A 20,918-nucleotide genomic window follows, 5' to 3' on the forward strand; every position below is an offset into this window, starting at 1 on the left:
ATGGCCGAGATCAGAATTGAAAACCTGCGCAAGGAATTCGCCGATTTCGTCGCGGTCAAGGAGTCGAGCTTCGTCGTCAACGACGGCGAGTTCCTGGCGCTTCTCGGACCCTCTGGATGCGGCAAGACGACGACGCTGCGCATGATCGCCGGGCTCGAATTGCCGACGAGCGGCAAGATCTATCTCGACGGCGAGGACGTCACCTTCAACCGGGCCAGCGCCCGCGACATCGCCTTCGTCTTTCAGCTCTTTGCGCTCTACCCGCATATGAACGTGCGCAAGAACATCGGCTTCCCGCTGCTGTCCCAGGGCATGCCCAGGGCGGAAATCCGCGAGCGCGTCGAAGAGACCGCACGGCTCCTGCAGATCAGCCATATCCTCGACCGCTCCGTCTCGGGCCTTGCCGGTGGCGACCGGCAGCGCGTCGCCCTCGGTCGGGCGATCGTGCGGCGGCCGAAATGCTTTCTGATGGACGAGCCACTCGGTACGCTCGATGCGGAGTTCCGCGAGGTGATGGTCCATGAGCTGAGAGAGCTGCACAACCGCGTGCACGCAACGACGGTCTATGTCACCCACGACCAGCACGAAGCCATGGCGATGGCCGACAAGATCGCGGTGATGAACCATGGGGTCATCGAGCAATTCGGCACGCCACAGGAGATCTACCGCAAGCCGGCGAGCATGTACGTCGCCGACTTCATCGGCTCGCCGCCGATGAACTTTCTACGTTTCACATCCGGCCTGAAAAGGGGCGCATCCGCAATTTCGCTCAACGGCGTCGACGTCATCGTGCCGGAGATCCATCAGGATGTTGCGGTCGGTGAACTCGCGCTCGGCGTGCGGCCGGAGCATATCCGCTTCAGCGATGCCTCACCGCTGCGCGGGGCTGTCTACGGCAGCGAGTATCTCGGAACCAATCAGGTCGTAGCTATCGAAACTGGTAACGGGCTGATCAAGGCGCGCGTGCCGGCGAACCGCAATTTCCAGATCGGCGAAACCGTCGGACTGGAATTCACCCCCGCCAACCTCACGCTCTTCGATTGCAAGTCCGGTCGCGCGGTCGCCTCATCGCTTTATTCGGGAGGCCAGCATGGCTGACGTTGTTCTCAAAGGTCTCAACAAGCGCTTCGGCGACAACCAGGCCATCAGCGGCCTCGATCTTGCGATCCGCGACGGCGAGTTCGTCGTGCTCTTGGGCCCGACAGGAGCCGGCAAAACGACGACGCTTCGGCTCATCGCCGGCCTCGAGAAGCCGGACAATGGCCGCGTCGAGCTCGGCGGCCGGGACGTCGCCGGTCAGGCACCGGCCGAACGGGATGTCGCGTTCGTCTTCCAGCAGTATTCGCTCTACCCGCACATGACAGTTTACGAAAACCTGGCCTTCCCCCTAAAGGCACCGGTCCGCAAACTGTCCAACGAGGAGATAGACCGGCGGGTGCGCGAGATTGCCCGCATGGTGCGGATCGACCACAAGCTGGAAAGCCGCTCGACGCGGCTTTCCGGTGGCGAGATGCAGCGCGTTGCCATCGGTCGCGCTCTGGTGCGCAGACCGTCGATCTATCTCATGGACGAGCCCCTCTCCTCGCTCGACGCCAAGCTGCGCTCGGAACTGCGGCTGGAGCTGAAGCGCATCCAGAAGGAGTTGGGCTCGACATTGCTCTACGTCACCCATGACCAGGTGGAGGCGATGACCATGGCCGACCGTATCGGCATTCTGGCGGAGGGAAAGCTGATGCAGGTCGGCACCCCGCGGGAAATCTACTCCAATCCCGCCAACCTGCATGTCGCGGCCCGGCTCGGCCAGCCGCACATCAACCTGTTGCCTGCCGACCTGCTCGAAGGCGCCGCACCACCCGCGGGCACGAAGACGATCGGGGCAAGGACCGAACATCTCGAGATCGCCGTCAGCCAGAATGCCAATGCGCAGGTCGACTGGATCGAGCATCTGGGCGACCAGAACCATCTGCACATCCGCGTTCGCGATCACAAGCTCGTCACCCTCGCCGATCCCTATATCGAGATCAGGCCGGGCGACCGGATCAATCTGACGCTTCGCGATCCGCTCTATTTCGATGCGGGTGGACAACGGCTCGTCTGAGCCGCAAAGGTCAAACAAAGACGGCATGCAACGACAAACAGACGGGTATCATTCCATGAAACATTTCTTCAATCGTCGGGAAAACATCGTCACCGAAGCGGTCGATGGTCTGCTTTTGACCAGCGGTGCGGGACGCCTTGCCCGTCTGGATACCTTCCCCGAGATCAAGGTGATCCTGCGCGCCGACTGGGACAAGTCGAAGGTGGCGATCATTTCCGGCGGCGGCGCCGGACACGAACCCTCGCATGCGGGTTTCGTCGGCAAGGGCATGCTGACAGCGGCCGTGTCGGGCGAAATCTTTGCCTCGCCAAGCGTCGACGCGGTGCTGACAGCGATCCGGGCGGTCACCGGTCCGAAGGGCGCCTTGCTGATCGTCAAGAACTATACCGGCGACCGGCTGAATTTCGGCCTTGCGGCGGAAAAGGCACGGGCCGAAGGCTTCGACGTCGACATGGTCATTGTCGCCGACGATATCGCCATACCGGATATCAACCAGCCGCGCGGCGTCGCCGGCACGCTGTTCGTCCACAAGATCGCCGGCTTTCATGCCGAGGCGGGCGAGGACCTGGCATCGGTCGCAGCCCACGCCGCTAGCGCCGCCGGCGACATCATTTCGCTCGGCATGTCGCTCAGCACCTGCAGCGTGCCCGGCCAGGCGCACGAAGATCGCCTCGGCGAGGCTGAAGGCGAGCTGGGGCTCGGCATCCACGGCGAGCCGGGCGTCGAACGCATCGCGCTTCAGCCGGTCGCCGATATCGTCGCCACCATGACTGCGCGACTTGCGGCAGCGCAGCGCGAGGCAGGGCCGCACGCGCTGTTGATCAACAATCTCGGCGCCGTGCCACCGCTGGAAATGAGCGTTATTGCCAATGCCGTGCTGTCGTCCCCGCTTGCCGCCAGCGTCAAGCTGATCATCGGGCCGGCGCCGATGATGACGGCGCTCAACATGAACGGCTTCTCGCTCTCGCTCATTGCGCTGGACGACAGCCGTGAGGCAGCGCTTGCGGCAGCGGTCGCGCCGCATGCCTGGATTCCCGTTGTCGAGCGCCACGCCATCGTCGTGCTTCCCGCACCGAAGGTCGCCGCCAAATCCAATGGCGCGGCTGCGGCCAGCGACGACGAGCGCACGAAGCGGCTGATCGCGGCGCTCTGCGAACATCTGGTCTCGCTCGAGGGCGAACTCAACAGGCTCGACGGCCGTGTCGGCGATGGCGACACCGGTTCGACGGTTGCCACCGGAGCGCGCAGCGTCCTGGCCCGGCTGTCGGGTCTGCCGCTAAAGCAGCCGGCAGCAACACTGGCGTCGATCGGCGATATCCTCAGCACCAGCATGGGCGGCTCAAGTGGCGTGCTTCTGTCGATCTTCTTCACCGCTGCCGCCAAGGCGATGACGGAAAAGGCGGATATCGCAGCGGCGCTGCTTGCCGGGCTTGACCGGATGACGTTCTATGGTGGCGCCGAGGTCGGCGATCGCACCATGGTCGACGCGCTTGCCCCGGCACTCAAGGCCCTGACCTCGGGAAGCGTTGCGGCAGCGGCAGAAGCTGCGGCCGCCGGCGCGGAATCGACCAGGACCATGAAGAAGGCCAAGGCCGGCCGCGCTTCCTATGTCGGCGAGAAGGATCTCGAAGGCGTGCCGGATCCGGGCGCGGTGGCGGTTGCCGGCGTGTTCGAGGTCGCGGCGGCCATGGCATAAGGCGGCGACGCGGCTGGGAGGACGCTGGTGCAGACGGAACCGAAGCTGATTGCCGGCTTGATCGAAGTTTGCCGCGCGACTATTGCGGCCAACAGCGACCATCTGTGCGCGCTCGATCGCGCCATCGGCGACGGAGACCACGGCACCAACATGCGGCGCGGCTGCGAGGCAGTCAGCGCCGAGGAAGCCAATCTTTCCAGCCTGCCTTTGCCCGATGCCGTCGAGAAGATCGGCTTGACGCTGGTGATGAACATCGGCGGCGCAGCCGGGCCGCTCTATGGGACATTGCTTATGGAAATGGGCCGCGAACTTCGCACCCAGGAGGCAGGTGGTGCGTTTCCGATCATCCTGAAGCGCGCTATCGATGCAGTGGCGCGGCGGGGCCGGGCGACCGCCGGCGACAAGACCCTGCTCGACGTGCTCTATCCGGTGCAGGATGCACTTGCACACCGCTCCCGGCTGTCGGATATAGCCAGCCGGGCCGAACTGTCCGCCAACGACACCGCCCCGATGAAGGCGATGCGCGGCCGCGCGGCCTATCTCGGCGACCGATCGATCGGCCATGTCGATCCGGGTGCGTCGAGTTGCGCCCTGCTGACCGTAGCCATTTGCCGGTACCTTGAGGAGAACCGCCCGGAATGACCGCAACGACCATGAACGTGGGCATCGTCATCGTCTCTCACTCGCCGCTGGTGGCGCGGGGCATCGCCGACATGGTCAGGCAGATGGTGGGCGATAGCGTGCCGCTAGCCTGGTCCGGCGGCAATGTTCACGGAGAACTCGGCACCGATGCCGCCGGCATTCTGCGGGCGATCGAAAGCGCCTGGTCGGAGGCCGGCGTTGCCGTCTTCGTCGATCTCGGCGGTGCCGAGACCAACAGCGAAATGGCCATCGAAATGCTGGGGGCGCCCCGTTCTGCCAGGGTGTCGATCTGCAACGCGCCGCTTGTCGAGGGTGCGGTCATGGCCGCGGCCGAAGCCTCGGGCGGCGCCTCGCTTTCCAAGGTCGTCGCGACTGCCGAGGAGCTATCGCCCTGATGAGCGGATCGAGGCTAACCATAGGAGAGGTCGAACCATTGGCTGCCAAGTGCCAGACGGAAATCGAGGTCAAGCATGGCGTGGGGCTGCATGCGCGCCCGTCCGTGACCTTTACCCGGCTTGCGAAGTCATTTCCCTGTTCGATCGAAGTCGCCGTCAACGGCAGCGACATATGGCTGAACGGCAAGAGCATCATCAAGATCATGGGCGCGAGGATCAGGAAGGGTTCGATCCTCAGGATCCGGGCGGATGGCGTTCTCGCCGAGGAAGCGATCCGCGCGCTCAAGGAACTCATCGAGCGAAACTTCGATGAAGACAAGAAGCATGGCCGCACCACGTAAGCTCCAGGCGACAGGCGCCTCCCCCGGCACAGCATCCGGCCCGGTCTATCTCGCGGAAAGGCCGACATTGGTCCCCATGCCTGTTGCGCCACGGGCATCCGACCCAGGTACGCTGGCGCAGGCCGTCGAAACCGCGGTCGCTGCACTTCAGGATCTTGCCGATCGAGTGGACGGCGACAGCAGGGGTATCATCGATTTCCAGATCGAGGTCTTGCGTGATCCGACGATTGCAGAAATGACCGAGGAACGCGTCAGCGCCGGAGAGCACAGCGTCTTCGCCTGGGTGGCCGCCATCGATGCCCATGTTGCCGAACTCGAGGGTGCCGATGAGGAAGAAGTGCGCGCCCGAGCCGTCGATATCCTCGACATCAAGAACCGCGTGCTCGGCATATGGTCCGGCACACCCATCGAAGACTTTCCAGCCGGCTCGATCTTCGTCGGCAAGGACATCGAGCCGAGCCGGTTTCTGGGCCATGATTGGTCCGCAGGGGGCGGCATCGTGCTTTTTGGCGGCAGCGCCGCCGGCCATGTCGCGCTGCTTGCCCGCGCGAAATCCATCCCGATGGTGGTCGGCTGCGATCGATTTGACGTGGCCACGGACAGCCAGGTGCGGATTGACGGCGATGCCGGCATGGTCTTTCTCGATGAACAAGCTGAGGGTCTGTCGTCGGCGCCGGCGCGCGTGCCATCACAGACCCACGCAGCTGCGATTGACCATGGCAAGCTGCAGACATCGGACGGCGTCCCCATCCTGCTGTCGATCAATGTCAACGACCCCTCGGAGATCGACGGCATCGGCGCGACGACGACTGCGGGGATCGGATTGATGCGCTCGGAATTCGCCGTGCGCTCGCTTGCGGACGCAGCCAACGAAGACAAGCAGTTCCGGATCTATCGGCGCGCGCTGGAATGGGCGTGTGGCGAGCCCGTGACGATCCGCATGCTCGACATCGGTGGCGACAAACCGCTCGCTGGCCTCGACGACGGTACGGGCGCCATGGGCATGCGCGGGATCCGGCTGCTTCTCGCCAGGCCGGAAATCGCCCGGGTTCAGGCCCGGGCCCTCCTGCGTGCCGCCCCTTTCGGCAACCTGCGTGTGCTACTGCCGATGGTGACTTTTCCTTCCGAGATCGACGGCATGCGGCAGATCTTTGCCCAGGAAGCCGAGTTGCTGCTTCACCGCAAGATAGCCCATCGCATTCCACAGATCGGCATGATGGTGGAAGTGCCGGCCGCAGCCCTGATGCTCGATACATTCGACAACGCCGAGTTCTTTTCCTTCGGCACCAACGATCTTGCGCAGTACCTGGCGGCATCGGCTCGCGATGGCTCCGACATCAGGGATTATCGCGACAAGGCGGCTGCGGCTGTTCTGCGCCTCATTGCCCAAGCAATGGCGCTGAGCGCCGGCAAGCCCGCCAGTATTTGCGGGGACATGGCCGGCAATCCGTCCTTCCTGCCGGCGCTGCTCGCTGCCGGGCTCAGACATTTTTCCGTGGCGCCGGCACAACGTCCCGCGATAGGATCGGTGCTTGTCGGGCTGAATGCCGACGGGACCAGGGCAGCCGGAGACTAGAATGGCGCGCGAAGACAACGAAGACGCCATCATCGCCTACAAATCCATTCTGGCGCAGATCATCGACAACCGGCCATCCGGGACCCGCCAGCGGCTCGCGACCGAGCTTGGAAAACACCGCAGCTTCGTCACGCAGATCACCAGTCCGACCTATGCGACGCCGCTGCCTGCCCGTCATCTCGCGACGATCTTTCGCGTCTGCCATTTCAGCGCTGCCGAGCAGGAACGGTTCCTTGCTGCCTACCAGAATGCGCATCCCGGAAAACTGCCGGAGCTCGGGTCGTCGGAAAAGCTGCGTCACCTGTCGCTGATGGTCCCCGATTTTGGTGACGAGCGACGGAACCGGTTGCTGGAGGAGGCGATCTCCGAACTCGTGCAGAAGATCGCCGCGATCTCGGGTGGACCGGAATGACGTCCACATACAGGCCCACCGCTGAACAGTAAGACAGTCGTCGCCTTGGGAGGGGCTCGATGAAGAAGTTTATGAACACTGCGGAAACCATGGCGGCCGAAAGCGTCGAAGGCTTCGTGCGTGCCCATGAGACGTTCGTCGTGTTCGGAGCGGACAAAAGATGCGTTCGGCGGCGGCATCTTCAGCCCGGCAAGGTCGCCGTCATCTCCGGCGGCGGCGCCGGCCACGAGCCGATGCACATCGGCTTTGTCGGCCAGGGTATGCTGGACGCCGCCTGCGTCGGCCACGTCTTCACCTCGCCGACGCCGAGCCAGATCATCAGCGCCATCGAAGAGACGGACAGCGGCAATGGCTGCCTGCTGATCGTCAAGAATTACGATGGCGACATCATGAACTTCGAGATGGCGATGGAGATGGCGGCGGGCCGCCACGACATCGCAACCGTGATCGTTGCCGACGACATCGAAACGGCGCGGGTCGGCGAAGGGCATGGGCGGCGCGGCGTTGCCGGAACGCTCGTCGTCGAGAAACTGCTAGGCGCGGCCGCCGAGCAGGGCATGCCCTTGCAGGCGTTGAAACAGCTCGGAGACGGATTGAGCGCGCGGATACGATCGATGGGCGTCGCACTCAACGGCGTGACTGTTCCGCACACGCAACGCACCACCTTCGCACTCGGCGCGGGCGAAATGGAAGTCGGGATCGGCATCCATGGCGAGCCCGGGCATTCGAGGCAGCCCTTCGCCGCCTCGGACGCAATCGTCCACCAACTCTGCGAAACCATCGTCGGCGACATCGCGATGCAGCCCGGCGCCAAGGCGCTGCTCTTCGTCAACGGCCTTGGCGGAACCCCACCTGCCGAACTTTACCTGGCGTACAACGCCGCCCGCCATTTCATGGAGAAACAGGGCATTGTCATCGAGCGCTCACTGGTCGGGACCTATGTCACGTCGCTCGACATGCAGGGTCTGTCGATCACGCTCGCTCTTCTGACGGCGGAAGAGCTGCAATTGTGGGACTTCCCCGTAATGACTGCAGCGCTGCGGTGGTCGTAAACCCGAGCCTTGGGACTTCCTGTCACGCATGAAGATTGGCCGCCTCTGCCGCATGGTACGCACAGGCGCGTTGCAATCTCTGACCGGCGAAACGCTTCATTAACGCGATTCACTTAGCTGCCCGTACCCCGGCGTCTCGCCGGCTAACCACGTATGAGTTGCAAGTGACATGCCCCCATTGACTGCCCCGGTTCACAATTTTCATCAAAAGATTGAATCGTTCTGCGAGCTGCGGCTCGCCCGCGCCCTTCCCAAGCACGACTACGACAACCTGCGCCATTACATGCTGGATTTCGTGGTCAGGCGCGCAATGCCGCCCCAGACCGGCAACAAGCTCGACTGGAAGGAAATTGGCCTCGCCTGCGATCTCGATGACGACAGCCTGCGGATCACGAAACGCCTCGCCAAACACGGCTTCGAGGCCATCATCCGCTGGCTGAAGGGGCCAAGCGCCAGCAAGCCAGACAGAAAAGTGCCGACCGGCCAAGGCTGGGTCAAGGCGCCGGCGGCACCGGCGCGCAGGATCGGTCTGGAACAGCGACGCTTCGCCACCACGCGGTAATTGTCCGCCCACAGCGTCCTCACAGGCGGGGACGCTCCAGCCGCTAATGGCGGCGGACACGACCTCCAAAAATGAGTCGCGCCCGCAGTCCTCAGGACGCCGCAAGTTCGATCTTCGGCCATGTCTTTTGTGCCGACATGTCGGATTCAGTTGAGACTGCGTGCCGCTCACGGAAGGCGGCAGCTAGAGTTTGCAGGGCCTTGCGGGACCGCGCGTCGGTCAAAGTCGAATGCAGAACGATCTCCGAGGACGGAAGCGGCGGCAGGCCAAACTGCTTGCTGACTTCGATCGTATCGGAAGGCGCAAGGCGGCAGGAGAACGGGCCGACCGCGAGGCCCGCCGAGACGGCGGCGTTGACGGCGGTCGACACGCCGACGAACACCTCCACCCAGGGAACGCCGGCCGCATCGAGCGCGCGTGTCGCGATATCGCGCACACCACAGAGCGGCGCCAGCGCTGCAAGGCGAAGCGGTTCGCCAGGCGCGCGCTTGAAACCGGGTGACGCGAACCAGCCGAAATGTTCCGGCCCAAGCGTCTCGCCGTCGCGCCGATCCTCGTCGCGCCGGATGATGACGGCATCGAGCTCTCCGCGGTCGAAGGCGCCAAGCAGATTTCGCGACGTTTCCAGCCGAACCTCGATGCACAGCCCCGGATCATGGGCATAAAGACGCGCCAGCAATGTCGGCACTTCCGGCCCGGCCACATGGGCCGCGATACCGAGGCCGAAGCGGCGCCGCGTGGACGAAAGCCCGGCAAGCGCCCGCTCGTGCGCCGCAAGGAACTCCCGTGCGCCCTCTATGAAGACGGCGCCCTGTGCCGAGAGACGCACCTGCCTTGGCGTGCGTTCCAGCAGCCGCACGCCGAGCCGATCTTCAAGCCGCTTCAGCTTGACGCTGATCGCCCCTTGCGTGCTGCCGAGAAACTCCGCCGCGCGGGTAAAGCTCTGGAAATCGGCGATCGCGACAAAGGCCTGTACCGCATCCACATCCAGCGTCATCATTGCATCTATCCGATTTTGTTATCTCTGAAATAGCTATCCATACAATTCAGTTGTGATCAAGGCCCGATTATGGTGCCCCTGCCAATCGAGATCAAATCGCGCGGAGCGCATGGAAGAGCCGGCGTCGGCGCGTCCTTCATCCCGCCGCAGCATTGAAAGATCATGAGAATGAACGAACCCATCAACCGCCGCAGCGCGTTGGCACTGGCAGCCGTCTGCCTCTCCACCGCGATGTTCGGCCTGGAGATATCGAGCATCCCGGCGATCCTGCCAACGCTGGAGCAGGTCCTCGGCGCTGACTTCAAACAGCTGCAATGGATCATGAACGCCTACACTATCGCCGTCACCGCCGTGCTGATGGCCGCGGGAACGCTGGCCGATCGCTACGGCCGCAAGCGCATCTTCGTCGCCGGCATTGTCGCCTTCGGCATCGCTTCGCTGATCTGCGGGCTGACCGACAACGCCTCAGTGTTGATCATCGCACGCTTTCTCCAGGGCATGGCCGGCGGCGTAATGCTGATCTGCCAGATCGCCGTCCTTTCGCACCAGTTTCCATCCGGCCGTCAGCGCGGCATCGCGTTCAGCTGGTGGGGTACCATCTTCGGTCTGGGCCTCGGCTTCGGCCCGATCATCGGCGGCGCAACAGTCGCGCTCCTGAGCTGGGAATGGGTGTTTCTCGTCCACGTCGTGCTTGCGGGCGTCGCGGTGGCGCTGGCGCTCGCAGGTGTACAGGAATCGCGCGATCCGGGTGCCGAGCGCCTCGACATCGCCGGCATCGTCACCCTGTCAGTCGCGGTCTTCTGCCTCGCCTATTTCATCACGCAAGGGCCCGAACTCGGATTTGCCAGCCCGACCGCATTGTCGATCCTTGGCCTTGCCGTCGTCAGCCTGATCGGCTTCGTCATTGCCGAAAAAGTCAGTGCCCGGCCGATGTTCGATTTTTCGGTGTTCCGCGTCCGCAGCTTCTCCGGTGCCCTGTTCGGATCGATGGGCATGAACATCAGCTTCTGGCCGTTCATGATCTATCTGCCGATCTGGTTTCAGGCGGGCCTCGGCTATGACGGCGTCACCGCGAGCGTGGCACTTCTCGCCTATACGCTTCCCCCGCTCGTCGTCCCGCCTTTTGCCGAACGCCTGATGCTGCGCTTCCGTCCCGGGATCGTGATCCCAGCCGGCCTGTTCACGATCGGCCTCGGCTTCCTGATGATGAAGATCGGCAGCAGCCATGCCGACGCCAGCTGGCTGACGATGCTTCCAGGATGCATGGTCGCGGGCATCGGCATCGGCCTGACCAACACCACCGTCACCAACGCCGCGACCGGTGCTGTCGCCGCCGAACGGGTTGGCATGGCCTCGGGGATAGACACCAGTGCCCGGATGATTTCGCTCGCGATCAACATCGCCCTGATGGGCCTGATATTGGTCGAAGGCGTATTATCCTCGCTGCAAAGCTCATTTGCCGGACAAATAACCGTAAGCGAACTGCGCGGCCTCGCCGAAAAGATCTCCGCAGGCGGCACGCTGGACGCCGGCTACGGCGTGTCGGAGACCGTCATCCATGCGGCGCTCAGTGAGGGATTTGGCTGGGTCATGCTCTACGGCATGGTCGGTGTCTGGCTATCGGCCGCCGCAAGCCTGTTCGTCTTCGGTCTTCGCCCGAAGGCGGAAACGGCACTTGCCTGTTCAACGGCGAAATCGTCGTAACGTCCGCGACAGACCACGAACCGCCTTCGCCGCGTCGACAAAACCCGTCGGCGCGGCGAAAAGACCATTCACGGTAGTGGCGGCGATGCGTTATAGCGGGACTATCGTTGACGCAGATATATTGGACACTTTGCCCATGACCGACACTGTTATCGATCGCTTCCTTCGCTACGTCGTTATCGACACCCAATCGGATGCCAAGTCGAAAACCACGCCCACCACCGAGAAGCAGAAGACGCTCGGCCGGTTGCTGGTCGACGAACTCCAGGCGATGGGCGTGTCGGACGCGCATCTCGACGAACACGGCTATGTCTACGCCACCATTCCGTCGAACGTCGACAAGCCGGTCCCGGTCATCTGCTTCTGCTCGCACATGGATACGGCGCCGGATTTCACCGGCACCAACGTCAAGCCGCAGATCGTCAGGAATTACCAGGGCGGCGACATCCGCCTCACCGGCGACCCGCAACAGGTCATCCGCGTCAGCGAGCACCCTGTTCTGCTCGACCAGATCGGCAACGACATCATCACCACCGACGGGACGACGCTTCTGGGTGCCGACGACAAGGCCGGCGTTGCCGAGATCATGTCGGCAGCACAGGTCCTGATGGACAATCCGGGTATCAAACACGGCACCATCCGCATCCTCTTCACGCCCGACGAGGAGGTCGGCCGCGGGGCCGACAAGGTCGACCTCAAGAAGCTCGGCGCCCAGTTCGGCTACACGATCGACGGTGAGACCGCCGGCCATATTGAGGATGAGACCTTCTCCGCCGACGGCGTCGAGATCACCATCGCCGGTGTTGCCATCCATCCGGGCTTTGCCAAGGGCAAGATGGAAAACGCCATCAAGATCGCCGGCGCCATCATCGATCGCCTGCCGAAAGACATCGCGCCTGAAAGCACCGAGGGCCGCGAAGGCTTCATCCACCCGACCGGCGTCACCGGCACGATGGAAAAGGCGAGCCTCAGCCTGATCGTGCGCGATTTCGAGGACGAGGGCCTTGCGACGAAGGAGGCCCTGATCGAAGGCATCGTCAAAGACGTGATCGCGGCCTATCCGGGCTCGTCCTACACTTTCGAGGTCAAGCAGCAGTATCGCAACATGAAGGCGATCCTCGCCCGCAATCCCGAGATCACCGAAAATGCCCTGGAAGCGGTGCGCCGTGCGGGCATGACGCCGGTGCGCGGCAGCATCCGCGGCGGCACCGACGGTTCACGCCTGTCGTTCATGGGACTGCCCTGCCCCAACATCTTCGCCGGTGGCCATGCCTTCCACTCGCCGCTCGAATGGGTGAGCCGCCAGGACATGGAGAGCGCCGTCAAAACACTGGTCGAACTCACCAAGGTCTGGGAAGAGCGCGCCTGACGCCGGTCGTCCGAACCGCCGCAACGGTTTCGAGATAAGATGATCAACAAAGAAAGGGCCGAAGCACATAACGCGCTTCGGCCCTTGTCGTTTCAGACCATTGTCGCGGCGTGGCCGCGATCGATCGAAATCAGCTACGCAGCCCCGGCGCTTCCTGGCCGGTGCGTGCGACATATTCGGTATAACCGCCGCCATACTGATGCACGCCCTCGGGCGTCAGCTCCAGCACGCGGTTGGACAGGGCCGCCAGGAAGTGGCGGTCGTGCGAGACGAACAGCATCGTGCCCTCGTACTGCTCCAGCGCCTTGATCAGCATTTCCTTGGTGTCAAGATCGAGGTGGTTGGTAGGCTCGTCGAGCACCAGCAGGTTCGGCGGATCGAACAGCATCATCGCCATGACCAGCCGTGCCTTCTCGCCACCCGAAAGCACCCGGCAGCGCTTCTCGACGTCGTCGCCGGAAAAGCCGAAGCAGCCGGCAAGCGCGCGGAGCGGTCCTTGGCCGGCCTGCGGGAAGGCATCTTCGAGCGATTGGAACACCGTGCGCTCGCCGTCGAGCAGGTCCATGGCGTGCTGGGCGAAATAGCCCATCTTCACGCTGGCGCCGAGCGCGACGCTGCCTTCGTCCGGATCGGTCGAGCCCGTCACCAGCTTCAGAAGCGTAGACTTGCCGGCGCCGTTGATACCCATGATGCACCAGCGCTCGCGGCGACGCACCATGAAGTCGAGGCCTTCGTAGATGCTGCGCTCGCCGTACTTCTTGTGCACGTTCTTGAAGTTGATGACGTCTTCGCCCGAGCGCGGCGCCGGGCGGAACTCGAACGACACGGCTTGCCGGCGCTTGGGCGGCTCGACCCGGTCGATCTTGTCGAGCTTCTTGACCCGGCTCTGCACCTGGGCTGCGTGCGAGGCGCGCGCCTTGAAGCGCTCGATGAACTTGATTTCCTTGGCGAGCATCGCCTGCTGGCGTTCGAACTGCGCCAGCTGGTGCTTTTCGTTCTGCGCCCGCTGCTGTTCGTAGAAGCCATAGTCGCCGGAATAGCTGTTGAGCTGGCCGCCGTCGATTTCCACCACCTTGGTGATGATCCGGTTCATGAACTCGCGGTCGTGCGAGGTCATCAGCAGTGCGCCTTCGTAGCCCTTGAGGAAGGCCTCGAGCCAGATCAGGCTTTCGAGATCCAGGTGGTTGCTCGGCTCATCGAGCAGCATCACGTCAGGGCGCATCAACAGAATGCGCGCCAACGCAACGCGCATCTTCCAGCCGCCAGAAAGCGCGCCGACGTCGCCGTCCATCATCTCCTGGGAGAAGCTGAGGCCCGCAAGCACTTCGCGCGCGCGGCCTTCGAGCGCATAACCGTCGAGTTCCTCGTAGCGCGCCTGCACTTCGCCGTAGCGCTCGATGATCGCGTCCATCTCGTCGAGACGATCGGGATCGACCATGGCGGCTTCAAGTTCGTGCAGTTCGGCGGCAACGGTGCTCACCGGCCCGGCGCCGTTCATCACCTCGGCCACGGCGCTGCCGCCCGCCATTTCGCCGACGTCCTGATTGAAGTAACCGATCGTCACGCCCTTATCGACGGCGACCTGGCCTTCATCGGGCATCTCTTCACCCGTTATCATCCGGAAGAGAGACGTCTTGCCCGCACCGTTGGGGCCGACGAGGCCGACCTTCTCGCCCTTGTTGAGGGCCGCGGATGCCTCGATGAAGAGGATCCGGTGGCTGAGCTGCTTGCTGATATTCTCGATACGAATCATGTTTTAGGGGCCCGAAACGTTGCGGCGCCCTTATGTCACGGGTGACGGCCACGCCGCAAACGTTGATTCGCGGCGTCTGCCCATCCAAAAATGCAAGGGGGAACGGGGCATCAAATTGCTTTGGCGCCCCGTCGAGCCACAGGCCTACTGCTCGGAATAGAAGCCGTAGAGGACAGGCATCAGCCCGACCAGCGCCTCGAAGCGCTTGAAATTCTTGCGCTCCGGGCAGGTCCAGCCGGTTTCGGCCAGTGCCGAGAGCCGCGGAAACACCAGCCGGTCGAACACGCCGCGATCGGTCATCGGCTCCGACCAGATGCAGCATTGCAATCCGCGCAGATGCTTTTTTTGGGCCTCAGTCCAGCCTTCGATCGGATCGAACAGGTAGAGTTTTTCCGGATCCGACCACCCGGCCCAGCTGCCGCCGGGCTCGGACCAGGCCGGGCTGTTGGCCATGTCGAGATAATAAACCTGCCCCGGGCAGACGACGATGTCGTAGCCTTCACCGGCAAGCTCGGCATTGGCCTCGACCGTCCGCCAGCCGAACAGCAACGACTTTTGCTTGTCGATCACGTTGCCATGGGCGGCCTCCTGCCAACCGCCGGTGACACAGCCGCGGCTTGCAAGGAACCCCTGGACGCGCGCGAGAAACTCCGCCTGCAGCACGGCAGCACCCGACCCGTCGATCTCGTCGGCGCCATGCGTGTTGGTGACGACGTTCAGCCGTTTGGCGTGAGCCTCCGCCATCTCGTCGCCGGCGACGGTCCGCAGACGTTCAAGCGCCTCAGGCGAACCCGACCACGCGCCAAGCGGCACTTCGTCGGCACCGACATGGATGATCTTCGACGGGAAGAGGTCGATCAGTTCGTCGAAGACGACTTCGAGCACACGATAGGTTTCCTCGCGCACCGGGTTCAGGCAATTGTCCGGGAACCCCTGCACCGAATAGTAGCTGCCTGCCTCTTCAGGATCGCGCAGCTCGGGAATGGCCTGCAGCATGGCGAAGGAATGGCCGGGGACGTCGATCTCCGGCATCACCTCGATACCCAGGGTCGCGGCAAGCGCGACGATCTCGCGGACGGCGGCCTTGGTGTAGTAGCCGCCGGTGACATCAGGGCCGGAGCCGAGCAGCGGCGGGATCTTGCGGCCATGGCCGCGCCACGCACCCACGTCGGTCAATGCCGGATAGGCATCGATCTCGATCCGCCAGGCCTCGTCGTCGGAGAGGTGCCAGTGGAAGCGGTTGAGCTTGTTCCAGGCCATCAGCCGCAGGAACCGCGAGACCTCGGCGGTGCTGTAGAACTGACGGGCAACGTCGAGATGCGTGCCGCGCCAGCCGAGCGCCGGTTCGTCCCGGATCTCACCGCCGGCCGGAAACAGGAACGTTCCTGGATGGAGCCGCGCGCCGCGCAGAATCTGGCCGAGCGTGATCAGGCCATAGAGCAGACCAGTGCGCGTGCCGCCGGTCACCGCAACGCCGGCCGGCGAGAACCGGATGACATAGCCTTCCTCCGCAAGGTCACCTGCGAGCGCGAGCGTTGCCGGAAGGCCGCCTTCCGCGACCGGGCGCACAATTCCTTCGACCGGAAACAGGCTGGCTGTGAGGTCCGCAAATGCTTCCGCCGCGGCCGCGGCCTCTGGCCCCTCCGGCGCCAGATCGAGCCCAAGCGGCGGCGTCAGGCGACCGGAGACGGATACCTCCTGCGGCCAGGGCACGATGGAAACGGCGACCGGCGCGACCTTCGGCACAGGATAGATGACCGCGCCGCGCTTCAGCTCGGCATTGTCGCCATGGGCCCGCGACGGCACGACGGAGATCGGCGCCGTGCTGCCATCGGCAAGAACGAGATAGGCGGAGTTGGCACCGTCGGTCCAGTGTTGCGGCGCGAAGCTCATGCCATGGGCCTTCACGGTCCACACAGATCCCGGCTGCAGCACCAGGTCGGCCGGCGGCGCAAACTCGGAATGATTGGATAGCCGGCTCAGTAAAGCACCGCCTTCGACGGTGGCAGCCGGGTCGATGCGGGCAGGCCCGGAAACGCAAAGGCGGAAGTCCTTCAGCGGGCGATCGGAGGCGTTCGTCAATGTCAGCGAGTAAATCGCTTGGGTATCCGTCTTTGCCGGCGTCCAGAGTGTTTCCAGCCGAAATTCCGGTTTGGTGGCGATCGTCATCATCATCTCCTGCAGGGCTATTCGTCGATCTTGAGCATGCCGGCGTAAATGCCGGGCGCGGAATTGGGGATCGGCATCGCATCGACGGTCTTCTCGTAGAACTCCGACGGCCCGACATCGCCGATGATGGCGTAGGCGTAGCCCATCGTCTTCAAATCGAGCAGAGAGGCAAGCAGCAACGCGTGCCCGATGCCTTCGCCGCGGGCCGCCTCATCGACGCCGGTCGGACCGAAGAACCCACGCGCGATCGATTCATGGCAGGCAAAGCCAAGGAGACGCCCGTTTCGCGTGGCGAGAAAGCAGGTCGGAGGCTGACGGGCGAGAGCAACGGCGGTCTCGCCAGCCCAGCCCGCACCGAATTTTTCCCGAACCCACGCGGTCACCAGTTCGAACTCGGGCGCCAAAGCGCGCCTGATCGTCACCCCGGCCGCCGCCATCCGCAGGTCGAGGTCGGGATTTGGTCGAAGCAGAGATAGATTGACGAGATAATCCATGAGCAAACCTGTTGTACTGAGCGTTAGGCGGCGCCAAGCGCGCGCACGAAGTGGTTGGAGCCGACCTGTTCGACCACGCTGGAGACCGGGCGGCTGATGCGACGGACTTCCTCGGCATGACCGAGAAAGCGGGCGCTGGCGCCCGGCACAAAGGGGCGATCGGGATCGGGAACTGCAGAGAGCAGCAGTTGCGTATAGGGGTGACGCGCATCGCCGATCACCGCTTCCGTCTCGCCCCATTCGACCATCTGGCCCGCAAACATCACCACCACGTCTTCGGCAATGTGCGCGGCCGTCGCAATATCGTGGGTGATGTAGAGCATGGCGAGAGCGCGATCGCGTTTGATGCCGGCCAGCAGTTCGAGGATATCCAGTCGGATCGAGACGTCGAGCATCGATGTCGGCTCGTCGGCGACGAGGACGTCGGGCCGAACGGCGAGCGCCCGGGCGATGTTGACGCGCTGGCGTTGGCCACCGGAAAGCGCATGCGGAAACTTGTGCGCGGTCAGGGCCGGGTCGAGACCGACATCGCTCAACAGCGTGTCGACGGCCTGCCGCAACTGCGCCCTGCCCCTGGCGTGACCGTGCAGGGCGAGCGGTCTTGCCAGGTGATGATAGACCGTGAAGACAGGATTGAGCGATGCGAATGGATCCTGGAACACCATCTGGACGGCGCGGCGATAGGCTTTCTCATCGGCAGCGTTCCCGACGGTGGTGATATCGCGGCCGCGAAACTGCATCGATCCCGCGGTCGGAGCATCCATGCGCGCGATGATGCGGGCGCATGTCGTCTTGCCGCAGCCGGATTCGCCGACCAGAGCCAGCGCACGGCCCGGTCTCAGCGCCAGCGAGATGCCGCGGAGCGCCTCGACATGACCAAAACTGCGCGCGATCGCCTCGAGCTGGACGATCGCGTCGGTTGGCGTCGGCACGACAGGTGAAGCGACGGGCATGACGTTCATTCTACGGCCCCCAATCTCCTGACGGAAGCGGGCAACTGCGGGATCGCCCCCCAGAGCCTGCGCGTATAGTCATGCGCGGGCGTCCGGCTGATCTGCCTGACGTCACCGACCTCGACCAGTTCGCCATTCAGCATTACCCCGATGCGATGGCAGAGCTGCGCCATCAGATGCAGGTCGTGGGTGATGAACAGCACCGAGAAACCGTGCGTGCTTTGCAGGTCGACGACCTGCTCGAGAATTTCGCGCTGCACAACCACGTCGAGCGCCGTCGTCGGCTCGTCCATGATGATCAGCTGTGGCCGAAGCGCCAGGCAGATCGCGATGACGATGCGCTGGCGCATGCCGCCGCTGAACTGGTGCGGGTAGTCATCGAGCCGGCTGGCCGGAATGCCGACCAGGCGAAACATCTCCTCGGCGCGTGCCCGCGATTGTGCCCGCGTCGCGCCGGTGTGCCGGGCAAGCACGTCATGGAACTGCGCCTCCACCCGCATCAACGGATTGAGCGAGTTCATCGCGCTTTGGAACACCATGCCGATGCGCCGCCAGCGCACATCCTGGAGGGCCGTTTCCGACATCTGCAGCAGGTCGCGGCCTTCGAGCAGGATCTCGCCTCCCGCCACCCAGGCCGGCGGCTTCGACAGGCGGGTGATCGCAAACGCGATGGTGCTCTTGCCGCAACCGGATTCGCCGGCAAGCCCGAACAATTCGCCGCGTTTGATATCGAACGAGACATTCCGGACGGCGCGAAAGGCGCCGTCGTCGGTGAGGTAATCGACATCCAGATTGCGCACCTGCAGCAGCGGTTCGCTCATTGTCCCACCTCCAGCGCCCGATTGCGCCGCCGGTTCAGCCGTAGCCAACGGCTAAGCGCAGGGCCTGAACGAAGCTGCGGATTGGCGATCTCGTCGAATGTGAAGTTGAGAAGAGCGAGACCAAGACCGACGAGCGCGATGCCGGCAGCCGGCGCGCCGATATCCCACCAGGCGCCGATGATGATCGCCGACGAGTTCTGGGCGTTGTAGAGCATCGTGCCCCAGGTGACGCGCAGGGGATCGCCGAAGCCGAGATATTCGAGCGTCGTCTGGGCGACGATGGCGTAGATGATGCTGCCGACGACGTTGATGCCGATCAGCGGCACGAGATTGGGCAGGATCTCGACGAAAATCACCCGCCAGTGCGGTTCGCCGACCATGCGGGCGGCGACGACGAATTCACGGTTGCGCAGCGCCAGCGTCTGCGAGCGCGTCATGCGCGCGCCCCAGGGCCATGAGGTGAGCGCGATGATCGCCATGATCGCCAGTGGCCCGACTGTGCCCGCAAAGGAGGCGAGCAAGATCAGGAGCGGGATGTTGGGAATGACGAGCACGGCGTTGGTCGCGAGATCGAGCGTTGCGTCGGTACGCCCGCCGAAGTAGCCGGCGACCAGCCCGACGATCGTGCCGAGCGCGGTGATCGCGAGGCCGGTGGCGAAACCGACGGCAAGCGAAGGGCGCGCGCCCCAGACGAACTGGGAATAGACGTCGCGTCCCATCTTGGTGGTGCCGAACACATGTTCGACGGTCGGTGGCTGATGCGAGCGTCCGACCCGTTCGCCGGGGTCGCCCGGCGCGATTACCGGCGCCAGCAGCGCCATCAGGCAAAGTGCGACGATGATGGCGAGACCGGCGACGGCCTTCTTCTGCCGCCACAATAATGCGAGACCTGAGGTCATGCCCGCCCCTCCCGAATGCGCGGATCGACGACGCCATAGAGGATGTCGACAAGCAGGTTTGCCCCGAGCGTCGCCAAGGTCATCAGCAGCAGCTGGCCCTGGATGACGGGGTAGTCGCGCGCGACGCTGGCGGTATAGAGCGTGAGGCCGAGGCCGGGATAGTTGAAGACGATCTCGGTGACTATCGACCCGCCGAACACCGCGCCGAGCATCAGCGCCAGATTGGTCAAGACCGGCAGCATGGCGTTGCGGGCGGCATAGCCGAACATCACGGCGGTTTCCGACAGCCCCTTGGCTCTCCCCATGGTGACATAATCCTCGCCGAGCACCGAGATCATGCTGGAGCGCATGGTCGTCTGGAACTCACCGATCAGGTAGGGCGAAAGGGTGAGAACCGGCATGATCGCATGCAGGAAAACGCTGCCGAAGAACGTGAAATTGAGCCCTGGATCGAGGTTCGGGTCATAGGCATAGCCGACCGGCAGCAGGCGCAACGTGACGCCGAAGATAAACAGCGTCGCCAGCGCGATGATGACGGGCGGCACCGCGATCATCACCACCGAAAACGGCGAGACGAAGCTGTCGAAACGGCCACCGCGACGCCAGGCGGCAAGTGCCCCTAGCGAAACCCCGATCGACAGTGAAAAAACGATGGCGGTCACGACGAGGAACGCCGTCCAGCCGGCCGACCGGCCAAGGACCTCCAGCACTGTCTGGGGATAATATTTCACCGACACGCCGAGATCGAAATGCGCCAGCCCGACGATATAGTCGACGAACTGCTGCCACATCGGCTGCTCGATGGCGCCGAAACGCGCCTTGATCGCCGCGATGGCCGCGGGCGTTGCCCGCGGGCCGAGTTGGGCGATCATGCTGTCGACGGGGCTCCCCGGCATCAGCCGGGGAACCGCAAAGTTCATCACGATCGCAAACAGGAACGCGACGCAGTAGACGGCAAGCCGTCGGCGGGGAAGCCGCATCC

20 protein-coding genes are annotated in these 20,918 nt (G+C 63.9%); 12 read left to right on the forward strand and 8 right to left on the reverse strand.

The window, feature by feature from the left end; all coding sequences use genetic code 11:
* The 10 genes from LPJGGPFB_RS17280 to LPJGGPFB_RS17325 all read left to right on the forward strand — a co-directional run bounded on the left by LPJGGPFB_RS17280 (position 1) and on the right by LPJGGPFB_RS17325 (position 8,774).
* Entirely contained in the window at positions 1-1,098 is a 1,098-nt protein-coding gene (locus LPJGGPFB_RS17280; RefSeq protein WP_173421194.1) for an ABC transporter ATP-binding protein, read from the forward strand.
* Complete coding sequence (locus LPJGGPFB_RS17285) at positions 1,091-2,098, forward strand: ABC transporter ATP-binding protein (RefSeq protein ID WP_173421195.1); 1,008 nt, start codon at positions 1,091-1,093, stop codon at positions 2,096-2,098. Before LPJGGPFB_RS17280 ends, LPJGGPFB_RS17285 begins: the two co-directional genes overlap by 8 nt.
* Positions 2,099-2,153: 55 nt before the next feature.
* Entirely contained in the window at positions 2,154-3,794 is a 1,641-nt protein-coding gene (locus tag LPJGGPFB_RS17290) for a dihydroxyacetone kinase subunit DhaK (protein WP_173421196.1), read from the forward strand.
* Between the two features lie 27 nt (positions 3,795-3,821).
* Positions 3,822-4,436, forward strand: a complete 615-nt coding sequence (gene dhaL / locus LPJGGPFB_RS17295) for a dihydroxyacetone kinase subunit DhaL (RefSeq protein ID WP_173421197.1) — start codon at positions 3,822-3,824, stop codon at positions 4,434-4,436.
* Positions 4,433-4,831 carry a dihydroxyacetone kinase phosphoryl donor subunit DhaM gene (gene dhaM / locus LPJGGPFB_RS17300; RefSeq protein ID WP_173421198.1) on the forward strand — a complete coding sequence of 133 codons (399 nt, stop codon included), beginning with the start codon at positions 4,433-4,435 and terminating at the stop codon, positions 4,829-4,831. The genes dhaL and dhaM overlap by 4 nt, the downstream gene beginning before the upstream one ends.
* Positions 4,831-5,172, forward strand: coding sequence for an HPr family phosphocarrier protein (locus LPJGGPFB_RS17305; RefSeq protein ID WP_173421199.1), 342 nt, complete (start codon positions 4,831-4,833; stop codon positions 5,170-5,172). The genes dhaM and LPJGGPFB_RS17305 overlap by 1 nt, the downstream gene beginning before the upstream one ends.
* The gene (locus tag LPJGGPFB_RS17310; protein ID WP_173421200.1) at positions 5,156-6,748 is read left to right on the forward strand and encodes a putative PEP-binding protein; all 1,593 of its coding nucleotides are present in this window, start codon (positions 5,156-5,158) and stop codon (positions 6,746-6,748) included. Before LPJGGPFB_RS17305 ends, LPJGGPFB_RS17310 begins: the two co-directional genes overlap by 17 nt.
* Before the next feature lies 1 nt (position 6,749).
* Positions 6,750-7,160, forward strand: coding sequence for a hypothetical protein (locus LPJGGPFB_RS17315; protein ID WP_173421201.1), 411 nt, complete (start codon positions 6,750-6,752; stop codon positions 7,158-7,160).
* Between the two features lie 59 nt (positions 7,161-7,219).
* Complete coding sequence (locus LPJGGPFB_RS17320) at positions 7,220-8,212, forward strand: dihydroxyacetone kinase subunit DhaK (protein WP_173421202.1); 993 nt, start codon at positions 7,220-7,222, stop codon at positions 8,210-8,212.
* A gap of 169 nt (positions 8,213-8,381) precedes the next feature.
* Positions 8,382-8,774 carry a hypothetical protein gene (locus LPJGGPFB_RS17325; RefSeq protein ID WP_173421203.1) on the forward strand — a complete coding sequence of 131 codons (393 nt, stop codon included), beginning with the start codon at positions 8,382-8,384 and terminating at the stop codon, positions 8,772-8,774.
* Positions 8,775-8,865: 91 nt separating this feature from the next.
* Here LPJGGPFB_RS17325 and LPJGGPFB_RS17330 read toward each other — a convergent pair whose 3' ends face one another.
* Positions 8,866-9,774, reverse strand: coding sequence for a LysR family transcriptional regulator (locus tag LPJGGPFB_RS17330; protein ID WP_173421204.1), 909 nt, complete (start codon positions 9,772-9,774; stop codon positions 8,866-8,868).
* A gap of 168 nt (positions 9,775-9,942) precedes the next feature.
* Here LPJGGPFB_RS17330 and LPJGGPFB_RS17335 point away from each other — a divergent pair, with 168 nt between their 5' ends.
* Together LPJGGPFB_RS17335 and pepT are read left to right on the forward strand one after the other, a co-directional pair.
* On the forward strand, positions 9,943-11,478 hold the full coding sequence (locus LPJGGPFB_RS17335; protein WP_173421205.1) for an MFS transporter: 1,536 nt from the start codon (positions 9,943-9,945) through the stop codon (positions 11,476-11,478).
* 136 nt (positions 11,479-11,614) lie between these two features.
* Positions 11,615-12,847 carry a peptidase T gene (gene pepT, locus LPJGGPFB_RS17340; protein WP_173421206.1) on the forward strand — a complete coding sequence of 411 codons (1,233 nt, stop codon included), beginning with the start codon at positions 11,615-11,617 and terminating at the stop codon, positions 12,845-12,847.
* 130 nt (positions 12,848-12,977) lie between these two features.
* Here the strand turns inward: pepT and abc-f are convergent, their stop codons facing one another.
* From abc-f to LPJGGPFB_RS17375, 7 genes are all read right to left on the reverse strand, one after another.
* Positions 12,978-14,600, reverse strand: a complete 1,623-nt coding sequence (gene abc-f, locus LPJGGPFB_RS17345; protein ID WP_173421207.1) for a ribosomal protection-like ABC-F family protein — start codon at positions 14,598-14,600, stop codon at positions 12,978-12,980.
* Between the two features lie 144 nt (positions 14,601-14,744).
* A complete protein-coding gene (locus tag LPJGGPFB_RS17350) occupies positions 14,745-16,775 on the reverse strand; it encodes a beta-N-acetylhexosaminidase (RefSeq protein ID WP_427858275.1) in 2,031 nt (676 codons plus the stop codon).
* Positions 16,776-16,786: 11 nt separating this feature from the next.
* The gene (locus LPJGGPFB_RS17355) at positions 16,787-17,263 is read right to left on the reverse strand and encodes a GNAT family N-acetyltransferase (RefSeq protein ID WP_173421209.1); all 477 of its coding nucleotides are present in this window, start codon (positions 17,261-17,263) and stop codon (positions 16,787-16,789) included.
* A gap of 23 nt (positions 17,264-17,286) precedes the next feature.
* Positions 17,287-18,216, reverse strand: a complete 930-nt coding sequence (locus tag LPJGGPFB_RS17360; protein ID WP_427858286.1) for an ABC transporter ATP-binding protein — start codon at positions 18,214-18,216, stop codon at positions 17,287-17,289.
* A gap of 5 nt (positions 18,217-18,221) precedes the next feature.
* Positions 18,222-19,037, reverse strand: a complete 816-nt coding sequence (locus LPJGGPFB_RS17365; RefSeq protein ID WP_173421211.1) for an ABC transporter ATP-binding protein — start codon at positions 19,035-19,037, stop codon at positions 18,222-18,224.
* Entirely contained in the window at positions 19,034-19,936 is a 903-nt protein-coding gene (locus LPJGGPFB_RS17370) for an ABC transporter permease (RefSeq protein ID WP_173421212.1), read from the reverse strand. Before LPJGGPFB_RS17370 ends, LPJGGPFB_RS17365 begins: the two co-directional genes overlap by 4 nt.
* Positions 19,933-20,916 (reverse strand): ABC transporter permease, encoded by a 984-nt coding sequence (locus LPJGGPFB_RS17375; RefSeq protein ID WP_173421213.1) that lies wholly within the window; start codon positions 20,914-20,916, stop codon positions 19,933-19,935. Before LPJGGPFB_RS17375 ends, LPJGGPFB_RS17370 begins: the two co-directional genes overlap by 4 nt.
* Positions 20,917-20,918 lie beyond the last annotated feature (2 nt).

The organism is Ensifer adhaerens (assembly GCF_013283195.1).
Classification (GTDB): Bacteria; Pseudomonadota; Alphaproteobacteria; order Rhizobiales; family Rhizobiaceae; genus Ensifer; species Ensifer adhaerens_G.

Excerpts from the sequence above, each read along its gene's own strand:
- LPJGGPFB_RS17280 (WP_173421194.1), top strand. The coding sequence starts at position 1 with ATGGCCGAGATCAGAATTGAAAACCTGCGCAAGGAATTCGCCGATTTC.
- LPJGGPFB_RS17350 (WP_427858275.1), bottom strand. The coding sequence starts at position 16,775 with ATGATGATGACGATCGCCACCAAACCGGAATTTCGGCTGGAAACACTC.
- LPJGGPFB_RS17370 (WP_173421212.1), bottom strand. The coding sequence starts at position 19,936 with ATGACCTCAGGTCTCGCATTATTGTGGCGGCAGAAGAAGGCCGTCGCC.
- LPJGGPFB_RS17335 (WP_173421205.1), top strand. The coding sequence starts at position 9,943 with ATGAACGAACCCATCAACCGCCGCAGCGCGTTGGCACTGGCAGCCGTC.
- LPJGGPFB_RS17310 (WP_173421200.1), top strand. The coding sequence starts at position 5,156 with ATGGCCGCACCACGTAAGCTCCAGGCGACAGGCGCCTCCCCCGGCACA.
- LPJGGPFB_RS17375 (WP_173421213.1), bottom strand. The coding sequence starts at position 20,916 with ATGCGGCTTCCCCGCCGACGGCTTGCCGTCTACTGCGTCGCGTTCCTG.
- pepT (WP_173421206.1), top strand. The coding sequence starts at position 11,615 with ATGACCGACACTGTTATCGATCGCTTCCTTCGCTACGTCGTTATCGAC.
- LPJGGPFB_RS17305 (WP_173421199.1), top strand. The coding sequence starts at position 4,831 with ATGAGCGGATCGAGGCTAACCATAGGAGAGGTCGAACCATTGGCTGCC.
- LPJGGPFB_RS17365 (WP_173421211.1), bottom strand. The coding sequence starts at position 19,037 with ATGAGCGAACCGCTGCTGCAGGTGCGCAATCTGGATGTCGATTACCTC.
- dhaM (WP_173421198.1), top strand. The coding sequence starts at position 4,433 with ATGACCGCAACGACCATGAACGTGGGCATCGTCATCGTCTCTCACTCG.
- LPJGGPFB_RS17355 (WP_173421209.1), bottom strand. The coding sequence starts at position 17,263 with ATGGATTATCTCGTCAATCTATCTCTGCTTCGACCAAATCCCGACCTC.
- LPJGGPFB_RS17320 (WP_173421202.1), top strand. The coding sequence starts at position 7,220 with ATGAAGAAGTTTATGAACACTGCGGAAACCATGGCGGCCGAAAGCGTC.
- LPJGGPFB_RS17330 (WP_173421204.1), bottom strand. The coding sequence starts at position 9,774 with ATGATGACGCTGGATGTGGATGCGGTACAGGCCTTTGTCGCGATCGCC.
- abc-f (WP_173421207.1), bottom strand. The coding sequence starts at position 14,600 with ATGATTCGTATCGAGAATATCAGCAAGCAGCTCAGCCACCGGATCCTC.
- LPJGGPFB_RS17325 (WP_173421203.1), top strand. The coding sequence starts at position 8,382 with ATGCCCCCATTGACTGCCCCGGTTCACAATTTTCATCAAAAGATTGAA.
- LPJGGPFB_RS17290 (WP_173421196.1), top strand. The coding sequence starts at position 2,154 with ATGAAACATTTCTTCAATCGTCGGGAAAACATCGTCACCGAAGCGGTC.
- LPJGGPFB_RS17285 (WP_173421195.1), top strand. The coding sequence starts at position 1,091 with ATGGCTGACGTTGTTCTCAAAGGTCTCAACAAGCGCTTCGGCGACAAC.
- LPJGGPFB_RS17360 (WP_427858286.1), bottom strand. The coding sequence starts at position 18,216 with ATGCCCGTCGCTTCACCTGTCGTGCCGACGCCAACCGACGCGATCGTC.
- LPJGGPFB_RS17315 (WP_173421201.1), top strand. The coding sequence starts at position 6,750 with ATGGCGCGCGAAGACAACGAAGACGCCATCATCGCCTACAAATCCATT.